11 protein-coding genes are annotated in these 12,219 nt (G+C 67.8%); 1 reads left to right on the plus strand and 10 read right to left on the minus strand.

The window, feature by feature from the left end:
• Positions 1 to 26: 26 nt before the first annotated feature.
• The 4 genes from ACIP5Y_RS15040 to ACIP5Y_RS15055 form a co-directional block, all read right to left on the minus strand.
• Positions 27 to 818 carry an SDR family oxidoreductase gene (locus ACIP5Y_RS15040; protein WP_400350510.1) on the minus strand — a complete coding sequence of 264 codons (792 nt, stop codon included), beginning with the start codon at positions 816 to 818 and terminating at the stop codon, positions 27 to 29.
• 20 nt (positions 819 to 838) lie between these two features.
• Complete coding sequence (locus ACIP5Y_RS15045) at positions 839 to 1,453, minus strand: TenA family protein (RefSeq protein ID WP_400350512.1); 615 nt, start codon at positions 1,451 to 1,453, stop codon at positions 839 to 841.
• A gap of 87 nt (positions 1,454 to 1,540) precedes the next feature.
• Positions 1,541 to 3,004, minus strand: a complete 1,464-nt coding sequence (locus tag ACIP5Y_RS15050) for an MDR family MFS transporter (RefSeq protein WP_400350514.1) — start codon at positions 3,002 to 3,004, stop codon at positions 1,541 to 1,543.
• Positions 3,005 to 3,262: 258 nt separating this feature from the next.
• Positions 3,263 to 4,900 carry an amidohydrolase gene (locus ACIP5Y_RS15055; protein WP_400350515.1) on the minus strand — a complete coding sequence of 546 codons (1,638 nt, stop codon included), beginning with the start codon at positions 4,898 to 4,900 and terminating at the stop codon, positions 3,263 to 3,265.
• A gap of 203 nt (positions 4,901 to 5,103) precedes the next feature.
• Here ACIP5Y_RS15055 and ACIP5Y_RS15060 point away from each other — a divergent pair, with 203 nt between their 5' ends.
• On the plus strand, positions 5,104 to 6,036 hold the full coding sequence (locus ACIP5Y_RS15060; protein WP_400350517.1) for an NADP-dependent oxidoreductase: 933 nt from the start codon (positions 5,104 to 5,106) through the stop codon (positions 6,034 to 6,036).
• Positions 6,037 to 6,046: 10 nt separating this feature from the next.
• On the opposite strand, the gene ACIP5Y_RS15065 is transcribed toward ACIP5Y_RS15060, so the two are convergent.
• From ACIP5Y_RS15065 to eno, 6 genes are all read right to left on the minus strand, one after another.
• Positions 6,047 to 6,955, minus strand: coding sequence for a LysR family transcriptional regulator (locus ACIP5Y_RS15065; RefSeq protein ID WP_400350519.1), 909 nt, complete (start codon positions 6,953 to 6,955; stop codon positions 6,047 to 6,049).
• An 82-nt stretch (positions 6,956 to 7,037) separates the two neighbouring features.
• The gene (locus ACIP5Y_RS15070) at positions 7,038 to 8,504 is read right to left on the minus strand and encodes a peptide MFS transporter (protein ID WP_400350521.1); all 1,467 of its coding nucleotides are present in this window, start codon (positions 8,502 to 8,504) and stop codon (positions 7,038 to 7,040) included.
• Positions 8,505 to 8,609: 105 nt separating this feature from the next.
• Positions 8,610 to 9,599, minus strand: coding sequence for an exopolyphosphatase (locus ACIP5Y_RS15075; RefSeq protein WP_400350523.1), 990 nt, complete (start codon positions 9,597 to 9,599; stop codon positions 8,610 to 8,612).
• On the minus strand, positions 9,596 to 10,120 hold the full coding sequence (locus ACIP5Y_RS15080) for a DUF501 domain-containing protein (RefSeq protein WP_400350525.1): 525 nt from the start codon (positions 10,118 to 10,120) through the stop codon (positions 9,596 to 9,598). The genes ACIP5Y_RS15075 and ACIP5Y_RS15080 overlap by 4 nt, the downstream gene beginning before the upstream one ends.
• Positions 10,117 to 10,770 carry a septum formation initiator family protein gene (locus ACIP5Y_RS15085; RefSeq protein ID WP_400350526.1) on the minus strand — a complete coding sequence of 218 codons (654 nt, stop codon included), beginning with the start codon at positions 10,768 to 10,770 and terminating at the stop codon, positions 10,117 to 10,119. The genes ACIP5Y_RS15080 and ACIP5Y_RS15085 overlap by 4 nt, the downstream gene beginning before the upstream one ends.
• A gap of 52 nt (positions 10,771 to 10,822) precedes the next feature.
• Positions 10,823 to 12,109 (minus strand): phosphopyruvate hydratase, encoded by a 1,287-nt coding sequence (eno, locus tag ACIP5Y_RS15090; RefSeq protein ID WP_400350528.1) that lies wholly within the window; start codon positions 12,107 to 12,109, stop codon positions 10,823 to 10,825.
• Between the last annotated feature and the right edge of the window lie 110 nt (positions 12,110 to 12,219).

Here is a 12,219-nt window from a genome sequence, read left to right on the forward strand (position 1 = left end):
ACTCGTCAGACCGACCGGTCTGCGGATCACCGCCAGAGCAGATCACCGACGACCGCGGCCTCCGAACCCCCATCGGCGAAGATGACCTGACCGGTCACGAAACGGTTTTCGGCACTGCTCAACCAGCAGATGAGTTCGGCCACCCATTCCGGGCGCCCCGGGAAACCGCCGAACGGTTGCGGGGCAGCGGCTTCCACCTGCTTACGAATGTTCTCGTCGGCGAGGAGCGCAGCCGCGGCAGGCGTATCGACGACACCCGGGGCAACGATATTCAGGGCGATACCGGAACCACCCCATTCGGGCGTCGGAGCCTGCCTGCGCACCCAGCGGTTCAAGGCGCGCTTCGCGATGCCGTAGCCACCGGTCGGGCCGCCGGCCGCAGGATTCGCTTCGAGCAGACCGACAGCGACGGCCTCGTCACCGTCGAGGCAGGCCTGCACAATGGGTTCACCCACCGGCTCCAGCGAGGCGGTCGAGGAGACCGCCACCGCGCGGGGCGCTGAACTCTGGGCCAGCAGCGGACGCAGACCCGCCAAGGTGGCGACGGCGCCGAAGTAGTTCGTCTGCAGCGGAGCGGTTTTGCCGCCGCCGGCGATGGCCAGTACCGCGTCGATCGGCCCGTACGCGGTCACCTGGTCCACCAATGACTGCCGGCCCTCCGGCGTGGACAGATCGGCCCGGATATCGGCATTGTCGAGATCGCAGCCGATGACCTTCGCGCCGCGCTCCTGTAGCAGCGCGGCGGTCGCCGCACCGATGCCGGAGGCGGAACCGGTAACCACATATGTCCGGCCGGCAAAACCTGCGTGCGATGTCATCGCATCCTCTCTCTTTCTTGCTATCGCTGGTCGGGGACGTTCCAGAAGTCCAGTTCGTGGCGCATGCCTTGCAGGAAAAGGGTTTCCGCGCGAACCGGCTCGGGAGCCGACTCGTCGAGCATATGTGCGCAGCGACGGGTGAGCGCCGCGAAGGCCGGGTCGGAATAGGTTTCGATCCACCGCCGATACCGAGGATCCGGGGGCATGTTCTCGGCGAGAATTGCGCCGAGGGTCGAATAACCCCACATGCAGGGATAGAGAGCGGCCAGTCCGTCGGCATAAGAAGCGGCCGAATCCAACAGGAAGGCCGTATACGCCCGGCACGGAGCACCTTTCACCGCGCCGTCGAGATCGGCGCCGAATTCCGCGGCGAGCGAACGATGCAACGAGAGTTCATCGTGATAGGTGGCGTGCGCGAGATCCACCAGATCGGCCAGATGCGCATCGGGAGCCTGCCAGGCCAGGCGGGAGAACACCCGGACATAGTCGAGCAGGAACAGGTAATCCTGTTCCAGCCAGGAGCGGAAGACCGGTTCGGGCAGGTCACCGCGCGCGATCCCGGCCACCGTGGGATGGGCCAGCTGCTGCTCGATCAGTGGTCGGCCGGCCTGCTCCAGCCGCGACGAAAGGCTCATGCCTACAGTCAATCAGCAGGCCCCCGGCGATTGCCGGGGGCCTGCGTCGGTTTCGGAATCGCTGATCCCGCAACGGGATCCGTGGTCTCAGTCCTTCACGAGCTCCGGGAGCTCATCCGCCACGACCACCGCCGCCTCGGGCGACTCGGACCGGCTGGGCAGCAGGATCGCCATGGCGATCACCAGCAGCGCCAGCACCGCCGACACCGCGAAGGCGAGCCGCATACCGGTGAGGTTCGCGCTGAGCGGATCCACACCGTGCCGCTCCAGCGTGTTCGCGCGCGAGGACATGATCGTCACCACCAGCGCGGTACCGAGCGCCGCGGCCACCTGCTGCAGCGTGGCCAGCATCGAACTGCCGTGGGAGTACAGATGCATCGGCAGCGCACCCAGGCCCAGCGTGAACACCGGGGTGAAGGCCGCGGCCAGCGAGATCATCAGCAGCACATGCAGCGCCACCAGCTGCCAGTACGGCATGGTCAGCGTGATCTGGGTGAATCCGGCCAGCGCGGCGGCAATGCCGATCGCACCGGGAATCACCAGCACCCGCCCGCCGAAGCGGTCGAACAGCCGGCCGACCGTCGGACCCAGCAGACCCATGGCCAGACCGCCCGGCATGACCAGCAGACCGGTCTGCAATGGCGAGAGGCCGCGCAGATTCTGCAGATACAGCGGCAGCAGGATCATCGAGCCGAGCATGGCCAGGAAGGCCACGGCCATCAGCACCAGCGCCTTGGCGTACGTGGAGGACAGCAGCACCCGCAGATCCAGCAGCGGTGAATCGGTGCGCTGCAAGCGGATCTGCCGCAGCGCGAAGGCGGCGATCAGGATGACGCCCGCGACCACGATCGCCACCGGAGTGGTGATGCTGCCGTCGCCGAAGCGGCTCAGGCCGAACACCAGGCCACCGAAGCCGAGCGCCGAGAGCACCACGCTCAACCAGTCGATCGAACCGGTCTGCGGCTCCCCGATGTTCTCCAGATTGCGCAGGCCGAACCAGGTGACGCCGGCGGCGATGGGCAGCACGAACACGAACAGCCAACGCCACGAACCCAGTTGCAGCACCAGCCCGGAAATGACCGGGCCCATGGCCGGCGCGACCGAGATGGCGAGGGTGACATTGCCCATGACCCGGCCGCGATCGTGCTCGGGCACCACCGTCATGAGCGTGGTCATGAGCAGCGGCATCATCACCGCGGTACCGCAGGCCTGCACCACGCGGCCCGCCAGCAGCACCTCGAACGACGGCGCGATGGCGGCCAATGCGGTGCCCGCCAGGAACACGCACATGGCGAGCGCGTAGGCGCGGCGGGTGGTCACCCGCTGCAGGAACCAGCCGGTAATCGGAATGACCGCCGCCATGGTCAGCATGAACGCGGTCGAAACCCATTGCGCCGTGCGGTCGGTGACGTGCAGATCGACCATCAGGCGCGGGATCGCATTGATCATGATGGTCTCGTTGAGGATCACCACGAAGGTTGCTAGCACCAGCAGCCGGATGACTGTCGGAGTCCGCCGCCCGGTAGGCGCGGCGGATAGTTCGGCGGACATCGGATACCTCCGGGGCGAGAAAGATCGGACTACGAGCGACGCGATGACCGAAGCGCCACATCACATGAGACGGGGATGCCGCGGTCAACTCATCGGTCGCGCGACAGTATTCCCTGTCCCGCAGTAGGAGGGCCATCCGATATTCCGCCCCGGACGGGGCGGTATCCGAGCGAAACCACCTGGTCACCGGCCGGTCCCACCGACCGGGTACACCGGCGGTGAGCCTGGTCACAGACTTCCGGATGGAAAGAATTCTCCTTATATATGGGCGCCGTGCACGATGCATATATGGGTGCCATGCACAATGCGGCCGCCGATGATGGTGCAGACGGGCTGCAAATCGGCCAGCTCGCCCGGTGACGCGGTGGTCGGATCGACGTCCCACAGGGTGAGGTCCGCCAGGCGACCGGGCGTGAGCGCACCACGCAGCTCCGATTCGCCCAGCAGAGCAACGGAATTGGTGGTGTGCAGCGCGATCGCCTCGAGCACGGTGATCGCGTGCTCGAGCCCGCGCACGCCGGTCACGGTCTGCCGGGTGACCATGCCCCACACCGAGCGCATCGCCCCGTACGACCCCACCGGATAATCGGACCCGCCCGTGACCAGCGCGCCCGCATCGATCCACTGCCGCGCCGGGAACAGCGAGCTCACCCGCTCCGGCCCCCAGTAGGTGTCCTCGATGCGGGCGACATCGTGCAGCAGCGGCTGCTGAATGGTGACCGGAATATCCAGGCGCACAGCGCGTTCCCGCAGCGCGGCATCGGTGAGGCCGCCGTGCTCCATCACCAGCGCCCCGGCGGGCAGGGCCGGATGCCGTTGCCGGAGTTCGGCATAGATATCGAGCAGCGTTTCCACCGCGCGGTCACCGTAGGCGTGGGTGCCGATCCGCCAGCCGCGCCGCAGCACGCGGTCCATGGCCTCGGTGAGTTCATCCGGCTTCCAGGTGAGATAGCCGAAGAAGCTGTGATCGCAGGCGTACGGGTCGCGGGTCGCGCCCGCCTCGATACCGCCGTCCAGACCGAACTTCACGCCCCACACCGACAGCCACGGCCCCGGCAGGTACCGCCACTGTTCGAGCCGGTCGAGCAGGGCATCGACGCTGTCCGCGGCGCTGAGGCCGAGGGCCGAGGCCATGGCCCGCACCCGCACCCCGAGCGCGCCCTGCTGCAGCGCCCGGTGCAGGATGTCGAGATCCTCGATCGGCACCATGGCATCCCGTACCAGGCCGATGCCCTTGGCCGCGTAATCCGCGGTGGCGGCGCGCAATCCGTCGATGCGCTGCTCCGGGGTGGCCGCGGGCAGCAGCCGGGCCACCAGTGGAATCGCATTGTCCTGCAACAGTCCGGTGAGTCCGTCGGCGTCGCGGCCGAGGTGCCCGCCCGCCGGATCGGGGGTATCGGCCGTGAGCCCGGCCAATTCGAGCGCCCGATGATTTACGACCACATTGTGGCCGCCGCGCATCAGGTACACCGGGTGATCGACGGTGGCGGTATCGAGTTCGGCCGCGGTCGGGAAACGCCGTTCCGGCAGGTTGATCTCCTGCCAGTTGGCGGTGGTGCGAATCCACTCTCCCGGCGGCGTGCGCCCGGCGCGCTCCCGGATCATGCCGAGCAGTTCCGGAATATCGCGCGCCAGATGCACCGGCACGTCGTGCGCGCTGTTCCCGGCGATGATCAGATGCGTATGCGTGTCGTCGAAGGCCGGCAGCGCCGCGGCCGCCGGGCGGTCGATCACCTCCGTGCCGGCCCCGATCAGCTCGTCGAGTCCGTTCGGTGCGGCCGCCACCGCCACGATCCGGTCGCCGCGCACGGCCAGCGCCCGCTGCGCCGGCTGCCCGGGCATCAGCGTGTGAATCGCGCCCGCGCGCACCACCAGATCGGCTGCCCCGCTCGTCATGGACCACTCCTTCGCTGTCGGATACCGACCCGACGTTACGGACGGCGGCGGGCGCCCGCCAGCATCCGGACGGCCCCTTCTTCCTGCCCCATCGGCCCCGAATCGGCCCGCGGCCGCGCACACCCGGGCAGGCGCCCCGAATGGCCTGATGCCCAGCGCATTCCGGTGCGAGGATGGACAGCGATACGCGAAGAGGAGCAGCCGTGAAAGCGATCATCCAGCACACCGTGGGCGGACCCGAGGTCCTCGAACTCGCCGAGGTCGAGCGACCCACACCGATTCCGTCCGAAGTACTGGTGCGGGTGCACGCCGCCGGAGTCAATCCCATCGATGTCGGGGTGCGTTCCGGGCAGGCGCGATTCCTGGGCGCGCCGCCGTTCATCGTCGGCTGGGACGTCTCCGGGGTGGTCGAGGAGATCGTGCCGGGCGTGACCCGGTTCGAGGTCGGCGACGAGGTCTACGGCATGCCGTTCTTTCCCCGCGCGGCGAGCGCGTACGCCGAATACGTGACCGCGCCGTCCCGGCACCTGGCCCGCAAGCCGCGCAATATCAGCCACATCCAGTCCGCCGCACTGCCATTGGCCGGATTGACGGCCTGGCAGGGCCTGGTCGACACCGCGCGACTCGAACCCGGGCAGCGGGTGCTCATCCACGGCGGTGGCGGCGGCGTCGGGCATCTGGCGGTGCAGATCGCGAAAGCGCTGGGCGCACAGGTCATCACGACGGCGAGCGCCGGAAAGCGGGAGTTCGTCGCCGGACTCGGCGCCGACGAGATCATCGACTATCACATCACGGATTTCACCGAGGTCCTGCGCGACCTGGACGTCGTGTTCGATACGGTCGGCGGCGACAACGGCCCGCGCTCGATCGAGGTGCTGCGACCGGGCGGCATGCTGGTATCCACGGTGGGCCGCAATGACTTCGCGCTGCGCGACCGCACCCTCGCGGCCGGCCGCCGGTTCGCCGGCCTCACGGTGGAACCCGATCGCGTCGGCCTGGAGGCGATGACCGAACTGGCCGAGGCGGGCAAGCTGATACCGCACGTCGAGCAGGTGCTGCCGCTGAACGAGGCCGCCAAGGCCCACGAACTGCTCGAATCCCGCAGCGGGCGCGGCAAGATCGTGCTCACCCTCTGAGCGCGGCGGGTCAGGCCGGGGCGGAGAACGAGCGCCGGAGCAGGTCACGCGCGGCGTCGTCGAAGGCGCGGATGCGAGGTGATTCGGCGGCGGTGCGCCAGACGAGGCCCCACTTCAGCGGCGGCGCATCGCGAATCGGCACATAGACGATATCGGGCCGGACGTGATAGCGCCGCGCCTGCGCGCCCACCGGGAAGACGCCGTGACCGGTCCCCACCAGGGTGAGTATCTCGTCGAAGGTATCCGCGGACCGCCCGAGCCGGACCGGATGACCCGCCGGAGTCGTGCTCGGAGTGCGGTCGGCGCGTAGCGATTCCGGCAGTGTGCCGGGCAATTGGAGCACCGTCATCCGGGCCAGATCCTCGAGCGAAATCGAATGTTCCTGCGCGAAGGGATGATCCGCGGCCACTGCCAGCAGCCGGGGCTCCGAGACGAGCACCGAGCCCTGCGTGAACCCCGGCTCCTCGATCGGCAGGGTACTGAGCGCGATATCCAGTTCGCCCCCGAGCAGCCAGAGCGTGAGCTCACGGAGCCGGACCTCACGCAACTGGACATCACAGTCCGGCAGCCGTTTCCGGAAGAAATCGGAGATCCGGGTCAGCAGCAGTCCACTCGCCGGGCCGTCGAAAGCGACCCGCACCGTTCCGGTCAGCACATGTGCGGCGCCCATGGCGCGTTGCACGACGACACCCACCTGATCCCAAGCGGGCTTCAGCTCCAGGTACAGCTGCTTGCCGATAGAAGTGAGTTCGACCCGGCGAACAGTGCGATCGAACAGCGGAACCCCTATCCGCTGTTCGAGTCTCGTAATGATCTGTCCGACCCTGGCCGTCGATACCTGCAATCGCTCGGCCGTCCGGCCGAAGTGCAACTCCGCAGCCAGGGTCAGGAACGTCTCGATCTCGTACCGCTCCAGCATGCCGTCCCTCCCTTACCGACAGCTCCGCCCGACCGCACTGCGGTCGGGCGGTGTTGCTCGAGACTAGTTGACCAGGGGTCGGTTAGTGCACGCCTTCCATCTGGCGGCTCACGAACGGCGCCAGCAGCCAGACGATCACGCCGACCACGATGGCCACCACACCGGTGATGCCGAAGTAGGCCAGCTCGTTCGACGGGTGATAGAACTTCGACAGCACACCCGACATCGAGGTGCCGATGCCGACGGAGAAGAAGTAGAGCGCCATCATCTGCGCGCGGAAGGCGTTGGGGGCCAGCTTGGTCGTGACGGCCAGGCCGATCGGCGACAGCAGCAGTTCGGAGATGGCGAACCCGCCGAGCACCACGAACACGAACAGGATCGGCACCGACTTGCCGTGCGAGCCCGAGAAGATGGTGAACAGCAGGAAGGCCGCGCCCATGCCGACCACGCCCAGCGCGAACTTGCGCGGCGTGCTCGGCGCACGATTGCCCAACCGGGTCCACAGAATGGCGAACAGCGGCGACAGCGCGATAATCCACACCGGCTCCATGGAACCGATCCAGTTGGACGGTGCGGTCCAGCCGAACACATCCCAGTCGATGCGCTCGTCGGAGTACACCGCGAGCACGGTGAACATCTGCTGGAACAGCGACCAGAACACGGCATTCGCGATGAACAGCGGAATGAAGGCGCGCACCCGGGTGCGTTCCAGGGCATCGACCTTGGGGCTGGTCAGCATGACGGCGAAGTAGGCGATGGAGGCCACCACGATCACGCCGGTGGTGACGTTCGGCAGGCTGGCCAGGGTCAGCAGTTTGGTCGCCCAGGCGGCCGCGACCAGCACGATGACGCCCGCCAGCGCGGCGACGGCCTTGGGGGCCGCGGTGCGCGGCAACGGGTTCGGCACCTCACGGCCGTGCGTGCCGAGATTGCGGCGGAACATCACGTACTGGGTCAGGCCCAGCGCCATACCGACGGCCGCCGCGCCGAAGCCCCAGTGGAAGCCCACATTCGACTGCAGCACGCCGGTGATCAGCGGGCCGGCGAAGGCGCCGGTATTGATGCCCAGATAGAAGAGGGTGAAGCCGCCGTCCGCGCGGGCGTCGTCCTTGTTGTAGAGGGTGCCCAGCAGCGAGGAGGCGTTCGCCTTGAGTGCGCCGGAGCCCAGCGCGATGGCGACCAGGCCTACCGCGACGCCGGCCAGCCCGGGGATCAATGCCAAGGCGATATGACCGGCCATGACCACCACGCCGCCGTACAGCACGGTGCGTTCCATCCCGAGCACGCGGTCGGCAATCCAGCCGCCGAGCACCGTGGACAGATAGACCAGGCCACCGTACGCACCGACGATGCCGGTGGCGGTGGCCTTGTCCATCGCCAGGCCGCCCTCGGTGACCGAGTAGTACAGGTAGTAGCCGAGGATGGTGAGCATGCCGTAGAACGAGAACCGTTCCCACAACTCGACGCCGAACAGATTCGCGAGGCCGATGGGATGTCCGAACAGTGTGCGTTCGGTGCTCGGTTTCGCGTCGTGTGCTACTCCTGACATAACGGAGACCTTCCCATAAGGCGCAATCCGACAGCAACCTCAGAAGTTGACTCTCGTCACATTCCGGGGTGCACGGTTCAGATGTAATGCACCAAACAAGACCGCTCAGTTTGCCACAGGTTCACCACCGGGGGTTCCGGCGATGGAAAGAGCGATACCGTCCAGGATGTCGTGCTCACTCACGATCAGCTCGGAGATACCGGCCCGACGAGCCAATTCATCGGCCAGCACCTCGGTGATCACCGCACCGCCGCCGATCACATCCACCCGGCCCGGATGCATGGGACCGAGCGCGGCCCGCTCGTCGTGGTTCATGGCGATGAGCCGGTCACAGACGGCACGGACCTCGCTCAGCGGAAAACGGGTGAGATGCACCTTCTCCGAATCGTATTCGGGCAGGTCGAGCGCGACCGCCGCCAGCGTGGTCATGGTGCCGGCCACACCGACCCAGGTGCGGGCACGTTCCACCGCCACCACGCCGAAGGCCTGCGCCAGGCGTTCGGAGGCGAAGAAACGCGCGGACGCGACCTCCTCGCGGCTGGGCGGATTGCCGTGCAGATAGCGCTCGGTAATGCGGACACAGCCGATATCGGCCGAGTACGCCGACTGCACACCTGTGCTGTCGCCCAGCACCACCTCGGTGGAACCGCCACCCAGGTCCACGACCACGAAAGGCCCCGCCTCGCTGGCCAATTCGCCGACCGCGCCGGCGAAGGACAACCGCGCCTCCTCGTCACCGGTGATGACCTCGGCCTGCGCGCCCGGCACCACCCGGCCCAGCTCCACGCCGGTCATGGTGAAGAAGTCCTCGCGATTGCTCGCATCGCGGGTGGCCGAGGTGGCGACCATGCGGACCCTGGTCACGCCGTGCTCGATCATGAGATCCACGTAGTCGTGCAGCGCGAGCCGGGTGCGCTCGATGGCCTCGGGATTGAACGCCCCGGTGGCGTCCACGCCCTGACCCAGCCGCACGATCCGCATCTCACGATGCACATCGGTGAGACGCGGTGCACCCGAAGCACTCTCGGCAACATCGGCGATCAGCAGCCGGATGGAGTTGGTGCCGCAGTCGACGCCCGCGATCCGCTCGCTCATTGGAAGCTTCCCTCGTATTTCGGCCAATCGGCCGGGATGGCCTTGCCGCGCAGGCCGTGCTCGGCGGCCAGCGCCACCGCCTCGTCGCCGAGCGGGTTCACCCCCGGGCCCTTGGCCAGCGCGTGCGCGATGAGCACGTGCAGGCACTTCACCCGGTCGGGCATGCCGCCGCCCGCGAAATCGGTGCCCAGATCCTCGATCTCATTGCGCTCGGCCAGGTAGCCCTCGTAGGCGGCGCGGTAGGCGGCGGCCAATTCGGCGTCCTGGGCGAGCCTTTCGGTCATGTCCTTCATGATGCCCGTGGTCTCCAACCGGCTGGCCTCGGCGGTGAGCCGGGGATCGGTCAGGTAGAACAGGGTCGGGAAGGGCGTGCCGTCAGGCAGTTTGGGGGCGGTCTTCACAACGGCGGGGAGGCCGTCGGGGGTGCGGTAGGCAATGGCGAGAACGCCTCGGGGAGCCCGGCCGAGTTGTTCGGCGACGATCTCGAGATCCCGTTCGGTGGGTTGCTCGGGGGCTGTCACCGGGGTGTTCCTTCCTGATTGGGGGCGGGGGCGGGGGCCGGCTGGGGCGCCGGGTTCGCGGGCGGCTCTGCTACAGACTGCGGCGCGGAGATGCTGCGCCACAGTTCCGTGTACCAGGAGTCGGGCGCTCGCGGCTTGGGGGTCTGGGCCGGAATGGCGGCCTGCTCCATACCGGGAACCTGCACGATATAGGGCGTCTCGCCGGGCATCACCAGCCGCAAACGGTCTCGCGCCTCCGCCTTGATGTACTGCGGATCCTGTTGCTGGGCGCGGCGATCGCGCAGACTCGCGACCTCGGATTCCAGCTCGTGCTTCTGCTCGGCCAGGGCGTGGGCGTCGGCGCGCTGCGTGAAATACGTGCGCAGCGGGACGGCCAGCGTGAGCGCGAGACCGCACAGCACGGCGGCCAGCAGCACCGCGCGGCCGGTGGAGAGGCCGAGGATCTTGTGTTCGTGCCGTTCCGTTTTCGCGGCCGGCTTCGACTTGGTCGTGCGGCGCTTGGCGGTCTTGGTCCCGGCGGCGGTCGTTTCCTTCTTGCCGCTGGCCGACCGCGATTTGGATACCGCGGTCGCCTTGGACTTGGCGGACCGCGACGGGCGGCGGTCACTTCGTCCGGCCGGACTCGTACCGCGCGCTCGTCGCTCCGTCATTCACACACCTCGAAACTCAGCCGATCGTTTGACCTTTCGAGTTACCGATTATTCAGCCTTCGACGGCGAAACGGGGGAAGGCCACGTCACCGGCGTAGCGCGCCGAGTCGCCCAGGGCATCCTCGATGCGCAGCAGCTGGTTGTACTTGGCGACACGCTCGGAACGAGCGGGCGCACCGGTCTTGATCTGACCCGAGCCCACGGCGACCGCGAGGTCGGCGATGGTGGTGTCCTCGGTCTCGCCGGAACGGTGGCTCATCATGGTCTTGTAACCGTTGCGGTGGGCCAGGTCGACCGCGTCCAGGGTCTCGGTCAGGGTGCCGATCTGGTTGACCTTCACCAGGAGTGCGTTGGCGGCGCCCTTGGCGATGCCCTCCTCCAGGCGCTCCGGGTTGGTGACGAACAGGTCGTCGCCGACGATCTGTACCTTGTCGCCGATCTGGTCGGTCAGCGAAACCCAGCCGTCCCAGTCGTCCTCGGACAGCGGGTCCTCGATGGAAACCAGCGGGTACTGGCCGAGCAGCTCGGCGTAGAACGCGGTCATCTCGGCGGCGGTGCGCACCGAACCCTCGAACTTGTAACCCTGTCCGGCGGTGTAGAACTCGGTGGCGGCCACGTCGAGGGCCAGCGCGATATCGCTGCCCACCTTGTAACCGGCCTTCTCGATGGCCGAGGAGATCAGGTCCAGCGCGGCACGGGTGCCCGCGACGGCCGGCGCGAAACCGCCCTCGTCACCGAGACCGGTGGACAGGCCCTGAGACTTCAGCACCGACTTCAGCGTGTGGTAGACCTCGGCGCCCCAGCGCAGCGCCTCCTTGAAGGTGGGCGCGCCGATGGGGGCGATCATGAATTCCTGGACGTCCACGCCACTGTCGGCGTGCGCGCCACCATTGAGGATGTTCATCATCGGGACGGGCAGCACATGGGCGTTCGGCCCGCCGACATAACGGAAAAGCTCCAGGCCCGAGGACTCGGCGGCCGCGCGGGCCACCGCCAGCGAAACACCCAGCAGGGCATTCGCGCCCAGGCGCGACTTGTCCGGGGTGCCGTCCAGATCCAGCAGGGTCTGGTCGACGGTGCGCTGCTCCACGGCGTCCAGGCCGATGACGGCCGGCGCGATCTCGTCGAGGACGCCCTCGACGGCCTTCAGCACACCCTTGCCCTGGTAGCGGTCGCCACCGTCACGCAGCTCGACGGCTTCGTGCTCACCGGTGGACGCGCCGGAGGGCACGGCCGCGCGGGTGAGGGTGCCGTCGTCGAGAGCGATCTCGACCTCGACGGTGGGGTTGCCGCGCGAATCCAGGATCTCGCGAGCTCCGACCTGTTCGATGATGGCCACGAAACGACACTCCTTCGGCTGCTGACACGGCAGGTCGCACGGTGAACCCGTGCGCCACCGAGCCTAGCAGTGCCTATTTGGCCCTCCGCTCCGCTCCGGGCGTGTCCGCG

Origin of the sequence: Nocardia sp. NPDC088792 (assembly GCF_044750615.1) — a bacterium.
Taxonomy (GTDB): Bacteria; Actinomycetota; Actinomycetes; order Mycobacteriales; family Mycobacteriaceae; genus Nocardia.